Annotated in this window: 18 protein-coding genes; 10 read left to right on the top strand and 8 right to left on the bottom strand. The window is 62.4% G+C overall.

Annotated features, from left to right (window positions below):
* Positions 1 to 18: 18 nt before the first annotated feature.
* Together R3E49_RS05510 and R3E49_RS05505 are read right to left on the bottom strand one after the other, a co-directional pair.
* Positions 19 to 1,479, bottom strand: coding sequence for an acyl-CoA carboxylase subunit beta (locus tag R3E49_RS05510; RefSeq protein WP_371294116.1), 1,461 nt, complete (start codon positions 1,477 to 1,479; stop codon positions 19 to 21).
* Between the two features lies 1 nt (position 1,480).
* Complete coding sequence (locus R3E49_RS05505) at positions 1,481 to 2,953, bottom strand: flavin-containing monooxygenase (RefSeq protein ID WP_371294115.1); 1,473 nt, start codon at positions 2,951 to 2,953, stop codon at positions 1,481 to 1,483.
* A 125-nt stretch (positions 2,954 to 3,078) separates the two neighbouring features.
* On the opposite strand from R3E49_RS05505, the gene R3E49_RS05500 reads away from it, so the two are divergent.
* From R3E49_RS05500 to R3E49_RS05485, 4 genes are all read left to right on the top strand, one after another.
* Positions 3,079 to 4,152: a helix-turn-helix domain-containing protein gene (locus R3E49_RS05500; RefSeq protein ID WP_371294114.1), complete on the top strand. Its 1,074-nt coding sequence runs from the start codon at positions 3,079 to 3,081 to the stop codon at positions 4,150 to 4,152.
* A 183-nt stretch (positions 4,153 to 4,335) separates the two neighbouring features.
* Positions 4,336 to 4,536, top strand: coding sequence for a cold-shock protein (locus R3E49_RS05495; protein ID WP_027949191.1), 201 nt, complete (start codon positions 4,336 to 4,338; stop codon positions 4,534 to 4,536).
* Between the two features lie 157 nt (positions 4,537 to 4,693).
* Positions 4,694 to 6,604 carry a DUF3604 domain-containing protein gene (locus tag R3E49_RS05490; protein ID WP_371294113.1) on the top strand — a complete coding sequence of 637 codons (1,911 nt, stop codon included), beginning with the start codon at positions 4,694 to 4,696 and terminating at the stop codon, positions 6,602 to 6,604.
* A gap of 104 nt (positions 6,605 to 6,708) precedes the next feature.
* Positions 6,709 to 8,433, top strand: coding sequence for an SLC13 family permease (locus tag R3E49_RS05485; protein ID WP_371294112.1), 1,725 nt, complete (start codon positions 6,709 to 6,711; stop codon positions 8,431 to 8,433).
* A 5-nt stretch (positions 8,434 to 8,438) separates the two neighbouring features.
* Here R3E49_RS05485 and R3E49_RS05480 read toward each other — a convergent pair whose 3' ends face one another.
* Positions 8,439 to 9,443 (bottom strand): Rieske 2Fe-2S domain-containing protein, encoded by a 1,005-nt coding sequence (locus R3E49_RS05480; RefSeq protein WP_371294111.1) that lies wholly within the window; start codon positions 9,441 to 9,443, stop codon positions 8,439 to 8,441.
* Between the two features lie 237 nt (positions 9,444 to 9,680).
* Here R3E49_RS05480 and R3E49_RS05475 point away from each other — a divergent pair, with 237 nt between their 5' ends.
* From R3E49_RS05475 to R3E49_RS05465, 3 genes are read left to right on the top strand one after another with little or no spacing between them, the layout of a single operon-like run.
* Entirely contained in the window at positions 9,681 to 10,454 is a 774-nt protein-coding gene (locus R3E49_RS05475) for an SDR family NAD(P)-dependent oxidoreductase (RefSeq protein ID WP_371294110.1), read from the top strand.
* 4 nt (positions 10,455 to 10,458) lie between these two features.
* On the top strand, positions 10,459 to 11,085 hold the full coding sequence (locus R3E49_RS05470; RefSeq protein WP_371294109.1) for a nuclear transport factor 2 family protein: 627 nt from the start codon (positions 10,459 to 10,461) through the stop codon (positions 11,083 to 11,085).
* Between the two features lie 10 nt (positions 11,086 to 11,095).
* Positions 11,096 to 12,160: an alkene reductase gene (locus R3E49_RS05465; protein ID WP_371294108.1), complete on the top strand. Its 1,065-nt coding sequence runs from the start codon at positions 11,096 to 11,098 to the stop codon at positions 12,158 to 12,160.
* Positions 12,161 to 12,214: 54 nt separating this feature from the next.
* Here the strand turns inward: R3E49_RS05465 and R3E49_RS05460 are convergent, their stop codons facing one another.
* Entirely contained in the window at positions 12,215 to 12,973 is a 759-nt protein-coding gene (locus R3E49_RS05460; RefSeq protein ID WP_371294107.1) for an SDR family NAD(P)-dependent oxidoreductase, read from the bottom strand.
* Positions 12,974 to 13,190: 217 nt separating this feature from the next.
* Between R3E49_RS05460 and R3E49_RS05455 the strand changes: the two genes are divergently transcribed.
* Complete coding sequence (locus R3E49_RS05455) at positions 13,191 to 13,943, top strand: SDR family NAD(P)-dependent oxidoreductase (protein WP_371294106.1); 753 nt, start codon at positions 13,191 to 13,193, stop codon at positions 13,941 to 13,943.
* Positions 13,944 to 13,955: 12 nt separating this feature from the next.
* Positions 13,956 to 15,425: an alanine/glycine:cation symporter family protein gene (locus R3E49_RS05450; RefSeq protein ID WP_371294105.1), complete on the top strand. Its 1,470-nt coding sequence runs from the start codon at positions 13,956 to 13,958 to the stop codon at positions 15,423 to 15,425.
* Here R3E49_RS05450 and tauD read toward each other — a convergent pair.
* The 3 genes from tauD to R3E49_RS05435 are packed head-to-tail and all read right to left on the bottom strand — an operon-like array spanning position 15,419 to position 18,380.
* A complete protein-coding gene (gene tauD / locus R3E49_RS05445) occupies positions 15,419 to 16,243 on the bottom strand; it encodes a taurine dioxygenase (RefSeq protein ID WP_371294104.1) in 825 nt (274 codons plus the stop codon). The genes R3E49_RS05450 and tauD overlap by 7 nt on opposite strands.
* Before the next feature lie 56 nt (positions 16,244 to 16,299).
* A complete protein-coding gene (locus R3E49_RS05440; protein WP_371294103.1) occupies positions 16,300 to 17,682 on the bottom strand; it encodes an ATP-binding protein in 1,383 nt (460 codons plus the stop codon).
* On the bottom strand, positions 17,679 to 18,380 hold the full coding sequence (locus R3E49_RS05435; protein WP_371294102.1) for a response regulator transcription factor: 702 nt from the start codon (positions 18,378 to 18,380) through the stop codon (positions 17,679 to 17,681). Before R3E49_RS05435 ends, R3E49_RS05440 begins: the two co-directional genes overlap by 4 nt.
* Before the next feature lie 173 nt (positions 18,381 to 18,553).
* Between R3E49_RS05435 and R3E49_RS05430 the strand changes: the two genes are divergently transcribed.
* Positions 18,554 to 19,015 (top strand): Spy/CpxP family protein refolding chaperone, encoded by a 462-nt coding sequence (locus R3E49_RS05430; protein ID WP_371294101.1) that lies wholly within the window; start codon positions 18,554 to 18,556, stop codon positions 19,013 to 19,015.
* Positions 19,016 to 19,018: 3 nt separating this feature from the next.
* Here R3E49_RS05430 and R3E49_RS05425 read toward each other — a convergent pair whose 3' ends face one another.
* A complete protein-coding gene (locus R3E49_RS05425) occupies positions 19,019 to 21,973 on the bottom strand; it encodes an insulinase family protein (RefSeq protein WP_371294100.1) in 2,955 nt (984 codons plus the stop codon).
* Positions 21,974 to 21,996 lie beyond the last annotated feature (23 nt).

The raw sequence follows: 21,996 nt of genomic DNA, 5'->3' as shown, positions 1-21,996 counted from the left end.
CCTCTGCCTGCCGTCGAATCAGTCCAGCAGCGCCTGGATCAGTTCGGCGCGTAACTGACGGGGATCGATAACGCGATCAAATGCCATATTGTCGGCACCGGCCCAGGCACCTGTCTGGCGCTCCCGAAGTGCGGCGGCGTCGACGGCACTGGCGCCTGTGGCGGCCGCCGCCCCCAGGGCTGGCACTCCGCCCAGACTCACCCCCGGCAGCGTCAGGCTGACCGTTTGCCGGTCCCAGGGGTTCATGCCCATCACCGAGCTGCCGAAGCCGAAGGCCTTGCGCAGTGTGACCACAATCTTGCGCCCGCGGAAGCGTCGCTGTGCACTGAACATGTTCCCGGCGGCGCGCAATACACCAGAGCGTTCAGCCGCTGGCCCGGGCATGACGCCGGGGTTGTCGACCAGCATGATCAGCGGCAGGCTGAAGCGGTGCGCCATGTCGATAAAGTGGCAGGCTTTCTCTGCGGCGTGTCGGGTGATCGCGCCGGCTTCAACCGCCGGCTGGTTGGCGACAATCAGGCAGCGCTGGTCACCGATGCGGGCGAGCGCCGTGATCAGCGTGCGGCCGAAATCCGGCTGCAATTCCAGCAGGCTGCCCGGATCGACCAGCTCACCGAGCACCTTGCGCATGTCGTAGGGGCGGGAGACGTCCGGGGGAATGATGTCCAGCAGGGCATCGCTGTCGCCTGTGGCGGCGGTCTCGCCAGCTGCTGCCGCTTCGGCAGCAGGCTCGCAGACCATGTGGAGGAAATGGCGGGCACGCGCAAAACACTCAGCCTCGGTGGCGCAGCACAGGTGAGCCACACCGCTGTCACGTGTGTGCATGTGTGCGGAACCGAGCTCCTCGGCGGTGGTGTCGATACCCATCGCGGCCTTGACCAGCGGTGGCCCTGCACTGAACAGGGCGCTGTCCTGCTGCATGATGACAATATCGGCAAACATCGCGGCCAGCGCACCGTGTCCGGCGGACATGCCGAGTACCAGCGCCACCACCGGGATGGTCCCCTGAATATCCGCCAGCAGCTGCAGATCGCCGGGCGCATGCGGATAGCGCTCTCCCTGGTTGCTCGCCCGCTCGCCGGCACCATCGAGGAGCAGCAGGAGCGGGTGCCGCTTCTCGAGTGCCAGGCGCACCAGCCGCGCACGCTTGGCGGCGTTGGGGTGGCCTATCGAGCCGCCCTGGACCGTAAAGTCTTCCACCAGCAGGACCACGGGTCGTCCGTCCAGGCGTGCCACCCCGCCGACGAGTCCATCGGCAGCAATCGCCGGTTCTCCCTGGGGGTGATGTCCGGCAGCGAGCAGGCCGTATTCGCGGAAGGAGTCTTCATCGACCAGGGCCGTAATGCGCTCCCGCGCCGTGAGCCGATTGCGGGCGTGCTGTCGCGCGATACGTGCTTCACCGCCCATGGCCGTCGCCGCTTCGCTGCGCGCGCGAAGTTCGGTGAGCAGCGGTTCCCAGTCCTGCCGATAGCGACTCATATCACGTTTCCAGGGGTGCCGGCAGGCCGAAGGCCACCCAGTCGGGCTCCGCCATACTGTCGACGAAGCGCTGGAAATTCCAGGGCCAGCTGGAGGGTATGCCCTCGGCGTCCAGGTACCAGCTTACGCAACCGCCGCGATACCACACCGTGCGCTTCGCCGCCTCCACCCGTTCGGTTTCGAAAGCCTCCATCGCCGCCAGGCTGGGCTCCACTTCAGTACAGTCGCCGGCATCCAGCCGCGCCATCAGGCGCTCGATATAACCCCACTGGTGCTCGGCGATGTCGATCAGGGAAAAATTGCCCACGGGACCATTGGGTCCGTTCAGCATAAACAGATTGGGAAAGCCTGGCATGGTGACCGCCAGGTAGGCCTTGGGGCGGTCATGCCAGAAGTCGGCCAGCGACACACCGTCGCGTCCAGTGATGGCCATGGGCCGCATAAAGGCATCCGCGTGGAAACCGGTAGCGAAAACGATAACGTCCAGCTCGTGCAGTTCGCCATCGACAGTGCGTATACCGGTGGCTTCAATCTGTTGGATGCCGGTGCTGACCAGGCGGGATTGTGGATGCTGTATCGCCTGATAGTAATCGGGGGAGAACACCAGGCGCTTGCACAGCGGCAGGTGGTCGGGGCGCAGTTGTTCACGTAGCACGGGGTCGGCGACGGAATGCTCGAGATTGTCGCGACAGGCCTGTGCCATGGCTTGCGAGGCCTCTGAGTCGATATCGGTAATGGACTGGGTATACGCCTCTACGGAGGCCATGTACTCGTCGACATTCATCGCCTTGGCCAGCACCGCGGGATCGCGAAATGCAGCGCGCTCCTCTGCGCTGAAACGTCCATTTTCAACAGGCATGATCCACTGCGGCGTGCGCTGGTAGTGCTCCAGCAGGCCGGCTTTTCCGGCCAGCGCCGAGACAATCTGCACGCCGGTAGAGCCGTTGCCGATGATGCCGATACGTCTGCCTTCAAGGGGCACGCTGTGATCCCAGCGTGCGCTGTGGAAGAGAGCGCCCTGGAATGTGCTGGCACCGGAGATGTCAGGGTATTTGGGATGATGCAGAACCCCGGTGGCTGCAATCAGGATATCTGCGCTGTCTCGATGACCACTGGCGAACTGGAGGTGCCAACGACCATCCCGGTAGGTGGCTTCGGTACATTCTTCACCGAAGCGGGTCAGCGCGTTGATACCGTATTTCTGCGCCGTGCGCTCAAAGTACGCCTGGATTTCCGGCCCTGGAGGCAGGTGTCTCGTCCAGTCCGGATTGCGCTCAAAGCTGTAGGTGTAGAAGTGTGAGGGCACATCGCAGGTCAGGCCAGGGTAGGTGTTCTCGCGCCAGGTGCCGCCCACCCTGTCTGCCTTTTCGTAGAGCGTGACGTTCCGGTAGTCCATTTGCTGCAGGCGAATCCCGGCGAGTATCCCGGCCATACCGGCACCAAGGACGATTATGCGAGGCTGTTTTTCAGGCATGGTACTGTCATCCGTCATCAAAGTGTGAGCAGCAGCTTACGCGATCACTGCGCGTCGCAAGGGTGCTTTATTGTCTTTAAATAATGCATTAATGTTAAGTGGCATGATCCCCCTCCGGAAACGCCATGAACAGACCACCTCGTACCGCCAGCCGATCGGCACCGATACCCACCTCTCAGGCGGGTACCGGTGCCCTGACCAGTGATACGTTTGCGCCGCTGGTGGCGTTGCTGGCCGCCGAATTGCGGCGCGGAGGTGATGCCCGTGAACAGCATCGTCCCCCAACCAACCTCGTGCAGTTCACCGCCTGGTACCTGTCGGCCGTGCAACGCCTCGAGCAGCGCCTGAGCGAAGCGCAGAACCACGGCCCGATGTCGCGCAGCGAAGTCGAATTGCAGTGTCGCCTGGCGTTGTCCGCCCGCAACCTCGAGGAGGCGATCCAGCTCTGCGCACAATTCGCGGCCCTGCTGTATCCGCGTGCCGGACGCATTGGCTTGGAACTGCACCCGGAACACGCCACATTTCGACTGGATTCACTGCGCCCCCAGGTCAGCAGCGCCAGTAGCCTGGTGGATATCACCGGCTTGTTTGCCTATTTTCAGCTCCTGCAGTGGCTGGCGGGGCGCACCCTGCCGCTGCAAAGGGTGCGAATTGGTCCGTTACGACGGGAGGACGTACTGCCGTTTCTGCGCCTGTTCAAGGCGCCGGTGCTCGCGGGCGGGGAGGGCTACGCACTGGATTTTCCACGCACTGCGCTGTCGATGCCTGTGGTCCGCACCCCCGCCGAGTTTCCCGCATTCTTTGCCTGTTTTCCCTGCGAGGTATTCGGTCCGCGCGGGCGCGGACTGGCTGAGCAGGTCAGTGCATTGCTTGCGGCCGCCCTGCGTCAGGGTGTGTCCCTGCCCGGTCAGGCGCGCCTGGCGGAAGACCTGGGGTTGAGTCTGTCAACGTTCCGGCAGCGACTGCGGGCGGCGGGAACGGGCTATCGCCAGCTGCGGGCCGAGGCGGTACGCGCCGCCGCCTGCGATGCGCTGCGGGAGTCGGACCGCCCGGTCGTCGATATTGCCCAGCAGCTGGGTTTCGCCGATGCGGCCACGTTCCGCCGTGCCTTCCTGCGCTGGGAGGGCGCAACGCCTGGCGCCTGGCGCACCCGGCACAGGGGCAGCGACACAGATGGCCTTGCCGACGACCGGGAATAAACCGTTGACCGCGTTAACAACTGCTGTATACTTGGTTCTGCTTGAACGTTTTACACCTATTTATGTATACCATTTCGAAGTCCGCAGTTAGTACCTCGTCCCTGTTTTCATAAGTAATTGCACTACCTCAAGCCTTACCGCCCTCACGAGGGTTAATCTCTACCTGAAATACAGGAACGCATCATGGCTACCGGCACCGTAAAATGGTTTAACGAAACGAAAGGCTTTGGCTTTATCGAGCAGGAATCTGGCCCGGACGTATTCGCGCACTTCAGCGCAATCTCCGGCTCTGGCTTCAAGACGCTGATCGAAGGTCAGAAAGTCGAATTCAACATCACTCAGGGCCAGAAAGGCCCGCAGGCAGAAAACATCGTCGTCGTCTAACGCCGACACGGTTCTGCAGAAAACCCGCGCCGGCAACGTCGCGGGTTTTTTTGTGGCTGAAAACGGCAACGTCGGTTCAAATTCTGCGCACAGGGCGTTTGCCCGCCTGCCGTTCAGGCTCTATCGTGAGGCCCGGTTAACGCAAAGGGACTACAGTGTGCTGCACATCCATATCGCGCGTCGTGTTGTAAAGGGTTTGGCCGTGGTGGGCCTGCTTGGGCTCAGTCCACAGCTTTCCGCTCTGCAGTCTGGCGAGCGCTGCGACCATTTTACGCCCGAGAAGCGGCCTTTTTTTGGCGACCTGCATGTGCATACCCGCTACTCGCTGGATGCCAGCACTCAGGGGACGCAGACCACGCCTGCTGAAGCCTACCAGTTCGCACGGGGTGAGCGCATCGGTGTGCAACCCTGGCATGCAGACGGCACCGCACAACGTTCCCTGCAACTGGCGCGGCCGCTGGATTTTGCCATGGTGTCTGACCACGCGGAACTGATTGGCGAAGTGGAGATGTGTAATAACCCGGATGTTAGCGGCCATAACAGCTGGCAGTGCCGTTTCTACCGGGCGTGGCCGCGTGGCGCGTTCTATCTGTTCAATTACATGGCCGCCATGCGTGCCTCCCACCTGGGTCTCTGCGGCGAGGATGGCGAGTTGTGTCGCGAGGCGGCCCTGGCACCGTGGCAGGAGATGCGCGACGCGGCAGAGAGCTACAATGACCGCAGCAGCGCCTGCGCGTTTACTACATTCATCGGTTACGAGTGGACCGGTGTGGCACCGCCGACCGGCGGCAATCTGCATCGCAATGTCGTCTTTCGCAGTGGTGAGGTGCCCGAGCTGCCAGTGAGCTACATCGATACGCCCGGGGAAACCCTGCTCTGGGATGCGCTGGAAACCGAGTGTAATGACAGCGGGAGCGGCTGTGAAGCGCTGGTGATTCCGCATAACTCCAATCTCAGCGCCGGCCAGATGTTCGCCTTGCAGCGCCCTGATGGCAGTCCGCTGGACGCTGATTACGCGGCGCAGCGTCAACGGATGGAACCGCTGGTTGAAATCATGCAGCACAAGGGCGCGTCCGAGTGTTTCTATGCCCCCGGCGTCACCCGTGACGAGTTGTGTGCGTTCGAGCAATTGCCGCGCGACAATATCGCGCGCTTCAACACGCCGCCGCAGCCCGATACCGGCTTCCTGCGCGATACCTGGCAGCAGGGCCTGTCCCAGGAGGAACAGCTTGGAGTCAATCCCTTCCAGTTCGGCGTGATTGCGAGTACGGATACCCACCTCGGCGCCCCCGGCGCAGTCTCGGAATCGCGTTTTCTGGGGCACGGAGGGGATGGCGTGCCTGCCCTCAAGGCGGTTCCTCCCGGACTGCCCGATAAACTGGAATACAACCCGGGTGGTCTGGCGGTGATCTGGGCAGAACAGAACACCCGGGACGCACTGTTTGCCGCCATGCAACGTCGTGAGGCCTACGGCACCAGCGGTCCACGTATCATCAGCCGCCTGTTTGCGGGCTTTGATCTACAACCGGCGCTTTGCGCCGCGCCCGACATGGCGGCGCAGGGATACGCGCAGGGCGTGCCGATGGGTTCGGAGCTTGGGCCCGCACCGGCCGGCGCCGGCCTGACGCTGTTGCTGGCAGCCCAGCAGGATGCGGGTGTGGACGCGGAACCCGGGTTGCCCCTGCAGAAGATCCAGGTCGTGAAGGGGTGGCTTGACGCCGCGGGTGAGCGCCACGAACAGGTTTATGATGTCGTGGGTGACGCCGAGCCCCGGGGCAGCGTTGACACGCGCAGCTGTGCTACGACGGGTACGGGGCATGCGAGCTTGTGCACGGTCTGGCGCGACCCGGATTTCGACCCGGCTCAGCGCGCCTTTTATTACAGCCGGGTGATTGAGAATCCCAGCTGTCGCTGGAGCCAGCGCCTGTGTGTTGCCGGGGGTGTCGATTGCAGTCGTCCCGAGACCATTGGCGAGGGCTTCGAAGGGTGCTGCGCAGCGGAACACCGGCCGGTGGTGCAGGAACGTGCCTGGAGCTCGCCTGTCTGGTATCAGCCCGCCACGCTGTGAGCAGGCAGGTGCTTGGGTTGATGAGTAGTAACGGGCCTGTTCCCCGGCCTGCCGAGCACGTATGCTTGTGCGCCGGAGAGGCCGCGGTGGTTGGATACGCCTGAATGATTGACCAGATTCTTATCGCACTGCTGTTTTTCGGGCTGCTGGCCGGTTTGATCTTTTCCACCTGGGCGGCCTCCAAGATTTTCGTCGGTGCGATGCTGGCCGCGTATTTTCTCGGTCTCGTCGAGACCTCGCAAATGCTGGAGAAAGCGACCAACACGGGACTGGTGACCTTGATTCTCCTGTTGCTGGTCTCCATCGGCCTGGAAAAGCTGTCCTGGCTGAGTCACCTTTCGGGGCGCCTCATTTCACCCAGCTACACGCTGAGCCTGCTGCGACTGGGGGGCGTCACGGCGCTGTTCTCCGCCTTCGTCAACAACACCGCGGTGGTCGCGACGCTCACCACCACAGTGCGAGCCAATCGTCATCACCCCGCGTCGCGGCTACTGATACCCCTGTCCTATGCGGCCATTCTGGGGGGTACCATGACGCTGATCGGTACCTCGACCAATTTGATCGTGAGCAGCTTTCTTGAGGACGCCACCGGCTCGGGGCTGGCGTTTTTCGACTTCCTGCCGGTCGGTTTCGCCGCGGTTCTGGCCGGTCTTCTCGCCCTGGTCTTCTCAGCGCGTTTGCTGCCCCGCAGCAGCAGCCATCCGGTACAGGTGGCGGAGTACGTGATTGAAGCCGAAGTGGCGACCCAGTCCAGCCTGATTGGCAGAACCATTGCCGAGAACGGTCTGCGTGAGCTCGACGCGCTGTTCCTGGTGGAGATTGTGCGGGCAGAGCACCTGATTTCCCCGGTGGCACCGACCGAGTTTATTGAGGCGGGCGACAAGCTGATTTTCTCGGGTGATATCACCCAGCTCAACGTTCTCGATCGCTTCGATGGGCTGCACCTGTTTGCGGTGGAGGAGGGGCTGCTGCGGGAGAACATGGTGGAAGTGATCGTCATGCCCAATGCCGCTATTGAGGGGAAGACCATCAAGGAGTCGGGGTTCCGCTCCTTGTTCGACGCCGCCGTGGTCGGGATGCGCCGCGGTGGCAAACGGCTGTCGGGAAAACTGGGGAACATCAGCATCGCCGCGGGCGATATTCTGATGCTCGCCACCGGCCCGGATTTCAACGAGCGCAAGAACCTCGACAAGAATTTCGTCGTGGTGGACGAAGCGGTCGGCGGCTCCAAAATCACACCGCTGCAGAACCTGTTCGTGACGCTGCTGCTGGCGGCAGTGGTGCTGCTGTCTGCGCTGAAGCTCTTGCCGCTGATCAAGGGGCTGTCGCTGCTGCTGGTGTGCATGCTGGGTATGCGACTGGTGCGAGGCTCGGAGTTGCGTCGGCGGTTCCCGTTCGAGATCTGGCTGATTATCACCTCGGCGCTTACCCTGTCCCAGGCGCTCACCAACTCGGGCCTGGTGACGCTGCTTGCCGGCAGCCTGCAGACTGAACTGATTGCTCTCGGCCCCTGGCTGGCGATGGCCTGCATGTATGCCGGGGCCCTGCTGCTGACCGAGGTGATGACGAACAATGCGGCCGCTGCGCTGAGTTTCCCCATCGCTTTTGGTATCGCGGAGAGTCTCGGGGTCAGCCCGATGCCGTTTGTGATGGCGGTGGCGTACGGGGCCAGTGCCAGCTTTCTGACCCCGTACGGTTACACCACGAACCTGATGGTGCAGAACCTCGGCGGTTACACCCTGCGCGACTATTGCCGCAGCGGCCTGCCGGTGTCGCTGGCCTACTCGGCCACCGTGATCTGGCTGCTGCCCAGGGTATTCCCTTTCTAGCGCTATCAGGCGCCGGGTCGCCAGCTGTCCGTGGTGTAGAACTGCGAGTACCACTTGCGGAATTTGGCGAAGGGGCCGTCGTTGTCACACAGCAGGGGTTTCTCGAAGTACTGCTTTTGCCGCCAGATGATCCTGTCTTCTTCCATCTGCTTGCAGATGTCCTTGACGATGGCGTCCGATACACCTCCGGTCTGTTCCTTGCCGTCCACCTTTTTCTGGATGAAGGCGTAGAAGGCGCGGCTGTTCTCCTGGTCGACCGGCGTCAGGTTGGCCATCAGGACGGTGTCGCAGATTCCGCTGAAACGTACCGTGGCCTGGCCCGGGCCATTGTTGCTGTTCTCGATAATGCCTGTGATCTCGCCGCGCGGGGTAGCCATTTTGCTCACCAGCTTGCCGGCACGTCGCACACCATCGAAGGTCATGAATTCAGGCGTGGGAATGTTCTGGGTGCCGTGCACGTACAGGAAGTGCGCGGAATCCACGGCGTTCTCACCGATCTCCTGCATATGCGTGGCGATATCCCAGGTATGTATCTTGAAGCTTCCCCAGGCCTCATTGTCCGCTGACGCTTCTTCAACCCGTTCCGGTTCGAACGTGGGGGCTTCACCCTCCGGGTGATACCAGACATAGATCACCTGGTTCATTTCGCGCACATGCCAGGGACGGATAACCTGCTCTCCGCGGGCAATTTTTGGCGGCAGGTTGTTGGCATAGGGCACATCGGTACACTGTCCTTCGCCGTTGTAGGCCCAGCCGTGGAAGGGACAGATGATGGAATCCCCGCGCACCTCTGAGCCGCCGCCAGCCTGGCCGCGAATACCGTAGCCGAGGTGGGCGCCCATATGCGGGCAGTAGGCGTCCAGCACTTTCGCCTCGCCGCTTTCCGTGCGGAACAGCACAAGATCAGTGTCGAAATAGCGCAGGGGCATTGAGGTGGCGTTGGCCAACTCGTGTGAGTAGGCGACCTGAAACCAGCCCAGGGGCATCGGCATAGGGATACGGTGGCTCATGAATAGTCTCCTCGGGAGCGTCTGTTGGCAGGTTGCAGCCACTCTACGGCAGGCACGCGCGGATTGGTATGACTTGCAAATTTCCGGCGAAACGTTACCGGAGTAAATAATTATACCCGGCTCGCTATTCGCGATTCAGGCAGTCCGCGGTGCGCGTTCACCCGGCGCCTCTGGTTGACCGGCGGGCCTCGCGCTGCCTAAGCTGGCGCACGCTCATCATATACTTGGGGAAGCACTATGAGACTGCAGGGCAAAGTTGCCATCATCACTGGATCGGGGCAGGGGATTGGCGCCGCTACGGCGCTGCGTTTTGCCGAGGAGGGCGCCTCCGTGGTACTGGCGGCGCGCAACGAGGCCAAGCTGGCTGCGGTGGCCGCAACCATTGAGGCCGCCGGTGGGCGTGCGCTGGTGTGCCCCACGGACGTCGCTGACGAGGCGGCGGTCAAGGCGCTTGTGGCCAAAACGGTAGACACCTGGGGCCGTCTGGATATCGTGGTCAATAACGCGGTGTTGATGGTCCCGGGCATGCTTGCCAGTCACGACACCAAAGCCTGGCGGCAGAATTTCATCGTTTCGCTCGACGGCGCTATGTTTCTGATGCGTGAGGCCTATCCTCAACTCAAGGCGAATCGCGGTGCGGTGGTCAATGTCTCCTCCGTATGCGGCTTGCGCGGATCACCGGCAACCGCAGGCTACAGCGCCGCGAAAGCCGCCATGCTGGGCCTGTCGCGCAACGCCGCCATGGAGTGGGGCAAGAAAGGCATTCGCGTGAATACCGTTGTGCCGGGCGCTTTCATGACACCACCGACGGAAGCCGTGCTGCCTGATGATGCCTCGCGTGAAGCCACCGCGCGGTCGATCCCCATCGGGCGAATCGGCGACCCGCGCGAGTGCGCCAATGCCATTCTGTTTCTCGCCAGTGACGAAGCCTCCTATATCACCGGTACGGAACTGGTGGTTGATGGGGGGCGGGTTGCGGAGTTGAACGCCGGCACGGCGAGCTGGGAGTAGGCGGATGAGCGATGACAACCTGCTGCAGCGCATAGACCGCCTGGAGTCACTTGACGCTATTCGGCAACTGGTGGCGCAGTACGCCCTGTCACTGGATATGCGTGACCTTGATGCCCACGTGAATCTGTTCGCACCAGACATCCGGGTAAGCCGTGACAAAGTGGGGCGCGCACACCTGAAACGCTGGCTGGACGACACCCTGCGCCTGCAGTTCACCGGCACCTCGCACCAGACCGGCAATCACATCATCGAGTTTGAGGACCCTGATCACGCGCGCGGCGTGGTCTATTCCAAAAACGAGCATGAGACCGGGCCGGAATGGGTGATCATGCAAATGCTCTACTGGGACAATTACGAGCGTATTGACGGGCGCTGGCTGTTCCGGCGCCGTTTGCCCTGCTACTGGTACGCGACCGACCTGAACAAGCCACCCATTGGGGATATGAAAATGCGCTGGCCGGGTCGCGAGCCCTATCACGGGGCATACCACGACCTGTGGCCGTCCTGGGCGGAATTCTGGGCCAATCCACCCACCAACGACGAGCCGGAAGTGGCGCTGCCTGCGCCGCTGGACGAGTTTCTGACCACAATGCGTCGCGGGGCTGCAGAGCCGCGCATTCGCGTACGCTAGGAGAGTGACTGTGAACCTGCTGACCCCACTTGACCTGGGCGCGCTGCGCCTGCGCAATCGGATTGTCATGGCCCCCATGACACGCAGCCGCTCGGATGCGGCGGCCATGCCCAACGCACTCATGGCGGAATACTACCGTCAGCGCGCGAGCGCCGGTCTCATTGTGTCCGAGGGCATCGCCCCCAGCGCCAACGGGCTGGGCTATTGCCGTACACCCGGTATTTTCACCGATGCACAGGTGGCGGCCTGGCGCCAAGTGACCGACGCGGTGCATGCGGAGGGTGGCTGTATCGTCGCCCAGATCATGCATGTGGGCCGCGTGGCCAGCCACTATAACAAGCCTGCGGGCAGCGAAACCGTCGCGCCATCGGCGGTGGCGGCCAAGGCCCAGATGTATACCGATGAGGCCGGCATGCAGGCTATGGATGAACCTCGCGCGCTGGCCCTGGCGGAAATCCCTGCGGTGATCGATGAGTATCGCGAGGCGACCCGCAAGGCGTTACTCGCAGGCTTCGACGGTGTCGAGCTGCATTGCACGAGTGGCTACCTGCCGGCACAGTTCCTGTCTACTGGAAGCAATCAGCGCACCGATGCCTACGGCGGTAGCGTTGAGAATCGAGCGCGCTTCGCCCTTGAGGCCCTGCAGGCCATGGCGCAGGTGGCGGGTGCTGATCGGGTGGGCATGCGCATCTGCCCGGGGAACCCCTTCAATGATCTGTCTGACGCTAACCCGCACGAGACCTTCGATTACCTGCTGGCTCAGGCATCGACACTGGGCCTGGCCTACCTGCACGTGATCCGCATGCCCAAGGGGCCGGTTGACAACCTGGCACTGGCGGCAAAATACTTTGCCGGTCGCCTGATCGGTAACGAGAGCTATTCGTTACAGGAAGCTGATGAGGCAGTGGCTGCAGGCGAGCTCGTCGCGGTGTCCTTCGGTCGGCCCTATATCGGCAACCCCGATCTGGTGAGGCGCTGGGAGCAGGGGCTGCCGCTAGCCAAATTCGATATCGACACGCTGTACACACCTGGCCCTGAGGGATATACCACGTACCCTGCGGCAGACCAGGTGTAACACACCGCTGACGGCGCAAAGGCGCCGTCAGCGCCCACAAGTACCGGTGCGTTGTTATTTTACCGAGCCACCACCGTCCACAGACAACAGCTGCCCGGTGATGAAGGAGGCGCGATCGCTGCACAGGAAGGCTACCGCTTCGGCGATTTCCTCCGGCTCACCCAGACGGTTGAGCACAGCGCTCTTCTTCAATATCTCCGCCGTTTTGGGCTGCTCTTCGAAGTACTTTTCCACACCGGGCGTGCGAATAACGCCAGGGGACACGGCATTGATGCGGATGCCCTGGCTGCCGTATTCGGCAGCGGAGCTCTTGGTGAGTATGTTCACGCCGCTCTTGGCGGCTGCATAGGCGGTATTGAAAGCCTGTCCCTTCAGGGATGCATTGGAGGAAATGTTGACGATGGCACCGCCACCGTTGGCCAGCATGGCGGGGATTTCGTATTTCATGCACAGCCAGGTATTGGTCAGGCACATCTCGAGTGTCTGGTCAAAGACCTCGCGGGTGAATTCGTGAATCGGGCCGGAACCCCTGCTCAATGCGGCGCTGTTGCAGGCGATGTCCAGTCTGCCCCAGCTGTCTACCGCGGTTTCTACCATGGATTTTACCGACGCTTCGTCGCTGACATCACCCTGCACGAAGCGGGCTTCGCCGCCCGCAGCATTGATAAGCTGCACGGTTTGATTGCCGGATTCTGCGTTGAAATCTGCAACGATGACCTTGGCACCCTCGCGGGCGAAGCACTGGGCAATGGCCCGCCCAATACCCTGGCCCGCCCCCGTCACAATACCAATCTTCCCTTCCAGTATGCCCATCGCCGGATTCTCCCTTGTTGAATTCACTACACAGAGACCATGATACCTCGACGCGCGCTCGCCCCTGACCACCTGCAGTAAACATCCCATAGAAGGTACAAAATGGCAGTACGGCCGGGGTTAAGGCTGCCTCACTGGCTTGCACGGCCCGCAGCACTCTGTCACTCGCTGCTTCGCGCCGGTATGCTGCCTTCATCACACACAGTGGAGATTAGCGATGAGCTTGCAAGGAAAAGTCGCCCTCGTCACGGGGGCTGGGCAGGGCGTGGGGCAGGGTATCGCCCTGGCGCTTGCCGCGCAGGGCGCGCGCGTTGCCGTTACCGGTCGGACACTGTCCAAGCTGGAGACCACGGCAGAGACCGTTCGATCACGCGGCGGTGAGGCACTGCCCCTGGTCTGCGAGGTTAAGTCCCCGGACTCGATGAAGGCCTGTGTTGAGGCGGTAGTCGAGGCCTGGGGTGGCGTGAATATCCTGGTGAATAACGCGCAGGAAGTGCCGCTGGGTCGCCTGCACGATCTCACCGACGAGGCCTTGATGGCGGGCTGGGAGTCCGGCCCGATGGCCACCTTCCGCTTGATGAAGCTGTGTTACCCGTACCTCAAAGGCGATGGTGTTATCATCAACCTGGGTAGCTCTGCCGCCAAGCGCTGGGATATGGCGGGTTACGGCGCGTATGCCGCTGCCAAGGAAGGCATTCGCGCGCTGACGCGCGCTGCGGCTTGTGAATGGGGGCCAGACAACATACGCTGCAATGCCATTCTTCCGCATGCGATGTCGCCGGGCATGCAATGGTGGATAGAGAGTAACCCGGAGGAAGCCCATGCGTTCCTGTCACAGATTCCCCAGCGACGTGTCGGAGACTGCGAGCAGGACATCGGCCGTTTTGTCGCCCTGTTGTGCAGCGATGGTGCGAACTACGTCAATGGCCAGAGTATCGCACTGGATGGCGGCCAGGCCTTCCTCGGCTGAGCAGGCTTCCGGGTGAGCCTGGACCAGCAGGTTGAAGCGGTTGTACGCCCGGTAGCGGATACCCTGTCGCGCCTGGTGTTCTTTCCACTGGAACTCTTCGGGCAGGACTTTCCCCTCATCGTATTGTGGCTGGCGGGTGCCGCCGTGTTCTTCACGCTGTACCTCGGCTTTGTGAATGTGCGCGGGTTTTCCCTGGGGCTGCGACACGTCCGTGGGCGGTTTCACAATCCGCGAGCGCGTGGCGAGATATCCCACTTCCAGGCCGTGGCAACTGCCGTCTCGGGCACAGTGGGGATCGGCAACATCGGCGGGGTTGCGGTCGCGATCACCATCGGTGGCCCCGGTGCGGCCCTGTGGTTGATGGTCGCAGGTTTTTTATCCATGTCGACCAAGCTTGTGGAGTGCACGCTGGGGGTGAAATACCGGCGCAACAACCCCGATGGTTCGGTGTCTGGCGGCCCGATGTTCTATCTCGAGCGCTATTTCTCTGACCGTGGCGCACCGGGTTGGGGGCGTGTGATGGGCGGGTTCTATGCCATCGCGCTGGTGATCGGCTGTTTCGGCATCGGCAACATGTTCCAGTCCAACCAGGCCTACGTCCAGTTTCTGGTAATCAGCGGCGGCGAGGACAGTTTTTTTGCCGCCCGCGGCTGGTTGTTCGGCCTCCTGATTGCCACGGCTGTGGCACTGGTCATTATCGGCGGCATACGCAGCATTGCGCTGGTCGCGTCGAGAATCGTGCCGCTCATGGCTGTACTCTACGTGGTGTCGGCGCTGGTGATTATCGGCTTCAGCGCGGCACAGATTCCCGCCGCCGTGCAGCTCATCGTCAGCAGCGCGTTCTCCATGAGCAGTGTGACCGGCGGTATGGTCGGCGCCATCGTTGTCGGCTTTCAGCGCGCCCTGTTCTCGAATGAGGCGGGCATCGGTTCGGCCTCCATCGCCCACTCCGCCGTGCAAACCAACGAGCCCGCCTCCGAGGGGCTGGTGGGGTTGCTGGAGCCCTTCCTCGACACGGTGGTGATCTGTACGCTCAGTTCCCTGGTGATCGTTACGGTGGCCTACCCCAACGGGCTCGTCGAGCAGGGCTTTGAGGGCATTGCCCTGACATCGGCCGCCTTCGCCCACCACATCAGCTGGGCGCCGTACCCACTCGCCTTTGCGGCACTGTTGTTCGCCTTCTCCACCACCATCGCCTGGGCTTACTACGGCCTCAAGGCCTGGACCTACCTGGTGGGTGAATCGCAACTGATGCAGACCGCTTTCAAGACCGTATTCTGCGGTTTTGTGGTGCTTGGGTGCATGATCGAGCTGTCCGCGGTACTCGATTTTGCCGATGCCATGATCTTCCTGATCGCGGTGCCGAATATTATCGGCCTCTACCTGTATGCGCCGGAAGTCAAACGCGATGTGGCGGACTACATGCGGCGCGTGCGCTCGGGAGCGGTGCGCACCACCGAGCAGTACCCGCCGCTTCAGTAGGGCAGGTCGCCGTCCACGGTGATGCGTTCCATGCGCCGGTGTGCCGGGAAGTAATCGTTGACGGGTTTGTGTTGCGTGCTGCGGTTGTCCCAGATGGCGATGCGGTGCGGGCGCCAGTGAAAGCGGCAGGTGAATTCGTCCGTGACGACATGGCGGAACAGGAAATCCAGCAGTGCACGGCTCTCGTTCGGTTTCAGCCCCTCAATGTGGGTGGTGAACAGGCTGTTGACAAAAATCACCTTCCTGCCGGTTTCCGGATGCGTGCGGATGACCGGGTGACGAACGGGCGGGTTGGCCGCCACCGCCTCTGCGAGGCGTTCGCGGCCTCCGGGTTCGGCGAGGCTTTCCTTGAATCCCCAGCTGAAGTCGTGAACAGCGACCAGCCCCTCGAGCAGGCGCTGCATCGGCGCGGACAGGGCATTGTAGGCGGCGGTCATACTCGCCCACAGCGTATCACCGCCCCGCGGCGGAATAATCACCGATTTCAGGACTGTCGCCATCGGAGGATGTTGCCGGAACGTCATATCTGAGTGCCAGGCCTCGATTTTGGTCGGCTTTTCGGCCGTGCTCTCCAGGATGGTAATTTCCGGAAAGCCCTCGATGGTGGCGTAGGCTGGATGTGTTTGCAGGGGGCCGAAGCAGGAGGCCAGTGCGTGTTGTCTGGCAGGGCTGATATCCTGGTCGCGAAAGAAGATCACCTCGTGGTCGTTGAGCAGCGTGCGCAATGCCCCCACCTGCTCCGGCTGAAGGTCCTGCGCCAGGTCAATCCCGGTGATTTCGGCGCCGAGGGCACCCGCCAATGGTGTGACGTCGAACATGCTGAGCGGCCTCCGGCCCTGATGATCCGGCAGCGATTCTAGCACTGCCGTGGGGTTTAAGCAGCGTCTGCCGCGCAGGCGGGCAGGGTGATTTCCACCGCCAGCCCGGGGTGGGTATTTCGCGCGCTGATCCCTGCGCCGTGTCGCAGCAGTGCCTGCTTCGCGATGGACAGCCCCAGGCCATGGCCACCTGTCTGCCTGTCGCGCGCGGTGTCGACCCTGTAGAAGGGCTCGAAGATACGGGTCAGGTCGGATTCCGGCACGCCCGGGCCCTGGTCAGCAACCGTGATCGTGTGAGCGGCGCCGTTCTGCTGCAGGCTGACGGTGATCGTACTCTGTGGTGGGCTGTAGTGGCAGGCGTTGCGCAGGACATTGTCAAAGGCTTTGCGCAACTGGCTGCCATTCCCTGTGACCAGTGCTTCCGCAAGGTCAGTGTGGAAGACGATACGGTGTTTCTCACCCGCCTCAAACCGGGCATCGCCGCACAGCTCCTCCAGCAGTACGACGAGATCAATGTGCTGCTCCAGGTCGGGAGAAGCCGTCTGGCTGTCCAGTAACTCGCCGACCAGACTTTCCAGTCGCTGCGCTTCTCGCGCGATCCGCGCCAGCTGCGCAGGCGCGCCTTCAGGTTTCTGCTCCGCCAGCGCCAGCGCAACCTGCATGCGCGCAAGCGGGGAGCGTAACTCGTGCGATACGTTGGCCAGCAGGGTTTTCTGCGCGTTGATACGCTCCTGCAGCAGCTCCGCCATGTGATTGAAGTCGCGGGCCAGATCGTCGGTTTCGTCGCGGCCGGAAGCGCGCACGTGGATACGCGTCCCCAGGTCACCCTCCGCCAGTCTCCGCGCCGCCTGCCGCAGGGCCGCCAGCCGCCGCGTAAGCAGGCGGGAGACCGCGTAACAGAGTAGCCCAGACACCAACAGGGCAAGGGCAGCACGCAACCAGACATTGCTTCCCAGTACTGTCACCAGCGGTATCCGCGGCGCGGGCAGGACCAATACGGATCGCAGGGGGCCGGTATCGGCACGATAGAGAAGGTGGCCCAGATACTGTTTTGCGCCGCGGCGCTGAAATACCCGGCGACGATCGCGGTCCAGTTCTGCCGCGATGCTCGCCGCCGGCGGCGGCAGCGCTCGTTGCAGCAGGTCTCTCCCTTCGGGATCGATCAGGTAGACCTCAACCTTGTGTTTGCTCTGGGCCGCCTGGATGATCTGGGGCACTTGCTCTCTGGGTGCATTCTGCAGTTCATACAGAAGGCGCACAAAAACCCGGGGTGGCCCTTCCGGACCCGGGGTTCGGCGCTTGCCCTCGATCAGCGAGCCATTATCGGGCACCAGTGCGTCAAGGTAGTTCCCGGCAACAATGGCACTGCCCAGTACGACGATGGTCACCAGCCAAAACCCGAGGAAAATGCGCAGGAACAGCGGTATCGCCAGCCTCATGGCCTGCGCTCCCCGTGCACCAGCAACTGGTAACCGGCCCCGCGTACGCTGGCAATCAGCTTGCCTGCGCCAAGGGCCTGCATTTTTTTGCGAATCTTGCTCACATGCACGTCGACACTACGGTCGTAGGCGGACAACGGCCGGCCCAGGGCCTGCTGGCTGAGTTGATCCTTGCTGACCACGCTGCCTGCCTGGGTCATCAGCAGGCGCAGGATGTTGAATTCAGCACTGGTGAGTTGCAGATCCCGGGCATCCCACGTGGCCTTGCGCTGTGCGGCATTGATCGCAAGCAGGCCCGATGTGATGTCACCATTTTCCGTTACGCGCGGTACGCCTGTGCGGCGCAATATGGCTCTCAGGCGCGCCGCAAGTTCTCGCGGGTTGCAGGGTTTGGCCAGATAGTCGTCTGCGCCGAGTTCCAAGCCCACGATACGATCGGTGTCTTCACCGCGTGCAGTCAGCATGAGCACCGGGGTGTCGACGGGAATCGCGCGCAGGCGGCGCAATATATCCAGGCCCTGCACGCCTGGCAGCATGACGTCGAGAATCATGGCGTCATAGTGTCGCTCGCAGGCCTTTTGCAGCGCCTTGTCGCCATCGTGGCACGTGTCGATGTCAAAGCCGTCGGAGCCGAGGTATTCGCTCAGCAGCTGGCACAGCTCCGTGTCGTCATCAATTAACAGCAGGTGTGGACGCATTGCTCGGGTCTTGTTCGGGTTCGGCGAATATACAGTTTGCCCGGCGCTGCGCAGTAAAGCCACGGCCCCGGCGCAGCGGCAGGTAATCTTTACCATTCTTTACGCAACCGCCGCACTGCTTAACGCTATCCGGCTCTACTATGTACCTGCGTTTCATCCACAGGAGACAGGTTATGAAATCACGCACACAGGTATTACTTCGTCGCACCGCCAGCGCTCTGGCGCTTGTCACCACCATCGCCGTAGCGCCGGCTTTTGCCGCACCGGAGGGCGGCAATCCGGAGCGTATGCTCGAGCGCATGGCGCAACACGTGGACCTCAGCGATTCGCAGCGGGTTGAAATTGGCGCATTACTGAAGGCCGCTGCCGAGGAAGGGGCAGGGGACCGCGCTCGAATGCAGGAAATCCGTCGCGAGCTGCAGTCGCAGGGCGCCAGCTTCGATCCCACGGCCAGTGAATCGCTGACCCAGGAGCTTGGCGCTATCACTGCACGCAGCGCCTACCGGCGAACCGAAACACGTGCGGCGGTACGCGCACTGCTCAGCGAGGAGCAGCGCACTAAGCTGGATGCCATGGAAAGCCAGCGCGGCAAGGGGCGGGAACCCGGCAAGATGAAGGGTTCTCGCCAGGATTGAGGCTTACAGCACCTCGACCCGTAGCTCGAGCTCGGCCAGCGCCGAGCCGAGCTTTTCCTGCTGTTTCCGGTTGCTCACCACCGCGGTGCTTGCGCGCTCGGGGGTCAGGTAGGAGTCGGCTACACGCCTGAGGTCATCCAGGGTGACCTCCAGAACAGATCGCCGAAAGGCTTCCCGTTGCGCGTGACTGCGGCCAAAGAGGTGGTTGTAGAAATGTTGGCGAGCTTCCCCGGCAGGCGACGCAGGCTTGTCGAGGCTGCCTATTACGCCGAGGATTGCCTCTTCCAACCCGCGCGGATCGTGCTTGCTCTCCAGCATCCAGCGCACCGACTGGTCAAAATCGTCGAGCGTTTCGACAAGCCTTGGGTCGCGGTAGGAATAAAAGCGGAACGCTGCAATGCTCGAGTCCTGCCCCGCACCACCGCCATAAGCACCGCCCTGCTCGCGAATCGACCGGTGTAGAAACCCATTGCGCAGGAAGCCACCAAGCACGGTGAGCGCCGGCGCATCGGGGTGTCCGATGGGCACCGTCGGATAGGCGCGTGCGCAGAAGTTCACCTGCGTGTTGGCGACCCAAAACTCCCGTCGCGTTTCGAGTACGGGTGCGGCGCTGAGCGTGGCCTGGCCCTGCTTGCCTCCCGCAGCGTCGCCCCACAGTTGCAGGGCTTCATGACACACTGTCTCGGCGGCATGTTCATCGGCGATCGCCAGTAACTGCCGTGGCATCGCGATGACTGCCGCGTGCAGGCGGGCCAGTGCGTCGCGCAGACCGCCCAGCGCGTCTGCCTGCTGCAGATTGTCATCGAGTGCCTTCAGGCGCCGTATCCCCTCAAGCCCGCCCAAGCGGTGGTTGATACTCGCCAGACCGCTCATGCCGGCGCAGGCGGCGGCCATGGCCAGACCGTGGCCGTTTCCTGTGACGGACTGCTCGCGGCGCGCTCGAGACTGGCTGACCAGCTCGCGGATGCGTGCATCCTCATCGAAACGTGCCTGCTCCAGGGTGTCGCGCATCAGACTGACCTGTGCACCGCTGTTGCGTGCCAGGGCCCGTGAAGACAGCGAAAAGTAGCCGTGCAGGCGCTGGACGTCGTACAGTTCGCTGCGGAGCGAGATGCTGGCACTGATGCTGCCCACGGTCGCGGCCTGACGCTGCTGAACCTGCAGGTAGTCCTTATCGCCGAGCCCGATCTCGGTCAGCGTACGGGTATACAGCGGCAGCAGCGCGATATCGTCCTCCGACAACGCGGGCAGCGGCGCCACCACATGCTGGTATACCAGTCCGTTCGTGCCCTGGGTGTAACGTGTCAGTCGCAGGGGGCCCTGTGCATGTTCGGTACACTCCAGCTCCGGTATACGCTCAGGTACGTCGGCCAGGGTCACACAGGGGAGCACACCGGGATCGTCCTTGTGCTGTTGGCGCTGCTCCAGCTTGCGTGACAGCTCGATCACCGCCTGCTTCTGGGACGCATCCATGTTGGCCTTGAGCCGGGCAAGGCGCTGGGTCTCTGCCTCGAGGCGCCGGTGCGACAGCTGGGTATCCGGCGTCATCACCAGGGTGACGCGGTGCGGGTTGTCGAGCAGGAGTCGTTGGGCCAGCTGACGGATATAGGCGGGATCGCTGATCTTGCTGCGCAGCGCATCGAGAACCGGATCCAGATCCAGCACGGCGACCGGATCCGCATAGTGTGTAGCGGGGCCGAGAGCCTGCAGAATCAGCTGCAGGCCATAGGGGTAGCCGCCGCCGGTAATTTCCCGCTGGTGCAGTTCCAGCTGGTGCAGCACCGCCTCCAGATGTTCCTGCGGCACACCCTCACGCGCGACGCGCGAAATCACCTCCAGTACCAGCGCCTCCAGTGCATCGCGGGATGATGCTTCGCTGCCTTCAATGCCGCAGCTGAAGACCATTTCGCGCTGGGAATCCTCAAGGCCACACAGGGGCGAGGGCGCCTGTCCCAGCTCTGTTGTTTCCAGCGCGTGCATCAGCGGCGATGCGCTGTTGTCCAGCAATACACTGGACAGCAGCTGCGCTTCCAGCTGTTGCTCCAGGTCGGTGCTTTCGCCGAGCAGCCAGCCAATCACAATGTGTGTCTTGGCTGCGGTGTCGCCCGAGTCGTCCAGTGCGTAAGGCCTCTCCACCTGCAACGGCGCGCTGAGGCGTTGCTCTCGAGGCACCGCTATGCGCTCTTCCAGACGCTGGAAACGCTGCAGTGCGCGGGCTTCGAACACCGCCTGGTGTTCGTGTGCGGGGATATCTCCGAAGGTCATGAAGATGGCGTTGCTGGGATGATAGTGGCTGCGGTAGAAAGTTTTCAGCTGTTCATAACTGAGGTCGGGAATGTGCTCCGGATCGCCGCCACTGTTGAAGTGGTAAGTGACCGTGGGGAACAGGTGTTCGCACAGGGTTTGCCAGAGCGTGCTCGACACCGAGCTCATGGCTCCCTTCATCTCGTTGAATACGACTCCCTTGAATACCAGGTCGCTATCCGGATTTCCCGGCTCTGCGAAATCAACCCGGTGACCCTCCTGGGCGAAGTCCAGTGGATCGAGACGCGAAAAGAACACGGCATCCAGATAGACATCCAACAGGTTGGCGAAGTCCTTGCGGTTCTGGCTCGCAAACGGGTAGGCGGTCCAGTCACTGCTGGTGAACGCATTCATGAACGTGTTCAGCGATCGACGCAACATCATGAAGAAGGGATCGCGCACTGGGTAGCGCTCGCTGCCGCAGAGGGCTGTGTGCTCCAGAATGTGTGCCACACCTGTCGAATCGGTGGGTACCGTGCGCAGTGCCACCAGGAACACGTTTTCACTGTTGTTTGCCGCCAGGTGGTAATGCATGGCGCCGGTAGCGCTGTGCTCATACTGCTCAACGCGCAGCTGCAGCGATTCGATCTCGTGGCTGCGCAGTAGGCGGAAGGCGGCGTGGCTAACGGCAGCGCCGGAGGTAATCTGGTTCATACGGGTCCTGTCTCAGGGGAAAC

It is taken from the genome of Haliea sp., from assembly GCF_041395985.1.
Taxonomy (GTDB): domain Bacteria; phylum Pseudomonadota; class Gammaproteobacteria; order Pseudomonadales; family Halieaceae; genus Haliea.
This window is presented reverse-complemented; position numbering and strand designations above follow the sequence as displayed.

Excerpts from the sequence above, each read along its gene's own strand:
- R3E49_RS05510 (WP_371294116.1), bottom strand. The coding sequence starts at position 1,479 with ATGAGTCGCTATCGGCAGGACTGGGAACCGCTGCTCACCGAACTTCGC.
- tauD (WP_371294104.1), bottom strand. The coding sequence starts at position 16,243 with ATGTTCGACGTCACACCATTGGCGGGTGCCCTCGGCGCCGAAATCACC.
- R3E49_RS05425 (WP_371294100.1), bottom strand. The coding sequence starts at position 21,973 with ATGAACCAGATTACCTCCGGCGCTGCCGTTAGCCACGCCGCCTTCCGC.
- R3E49_RS05480 (WP_371294111.1), bottom strand. The coding sequence starts at position 9,443 with ATGAGCCACCGTATCCCTATGCCGATGCCCCTGGGCTGGTTTCAGGTC.
- R3E49_RS05460 (WP_371294107.1), bottom strand. The coding sequence starts at position 12,973 with ATGGGCATACTGGAAGGGAAGATTGGTATTGTGACGGGGGCGGGCCAG.
- R3E49_RS05495 (WP_027949191.1), top strand. The coding sequence starts at position 4,336 with ATGGCTACCGGCACCGTAAAATGGTTTAACGAAACGAAAGGCTTTGGC.
- R3E49_RS05455 (WP_371294106.1), top strand. The coding sequence starts at position 13,191 with ATGAGCTTGCAAGGAAAAGTCGCCCTCGTCACGGGGGCTGGGCAGGGC.
- R3E49_RS05500 (WP_371294114.1), top strand. The coding sequence starts at position 3,079 with ATGAACAGACCACCTCGTACCGCCAGCCGATCGGCACCGATACCCACC.
- R3E49_RS05440 (WP_371294103.1), bottom strand. The coding sequence starts at position 17,682 with ATGAGGCTGGCGATACCGCTGTTCCTGCGCATTTTCCTCGGGTTTTGG.
- R3E49_RS05435 (WP_371294102.1), bottom strand. The coding sequence starts at position 18,380 with ATGCGTCCACACCTGCTGTTAATTGATGACGACACGGAGCTGTGCCAG.
- R3E49_RS05505 (WP_371294115.1), bottom strand. The coding sequence starts at position 2,953 with ATGCCTGAAAAACAGCCTCGCATAATCGTCCTTGGTGCCGGTATGGCC.
- R3E49_RS05430 (WP_371294101.1), top strand. The coding sequence starts at position 18,554 with ATGAAATCACGCACACAGGTATTACTTCGTCGCACCGCCAGCGCTCTG.
- R3E49_RS05485 (WP_371294112.1), top strand. The coding sequence starts at position 6,709 with ATGATTGACCAGATTCTTATCGCACTGCTGTTTTTCGGGCTGCTGGCC.
- R3E49_RS05475 (WP_371294110.1), top strand. The coding sequence starts at position 9,681 with ATGAGACTGCAGGGCAAAGTTGCCATCATCACTGGATCGGGGCAGGGG.
- R3E49_RS05470 (WP_371294109.1), top strand. The coding sequence starts at position 10,459 with ATGAGCGATGACAACCTGCTGCAGCGCATAGACCGCCTGGAGTCACTT.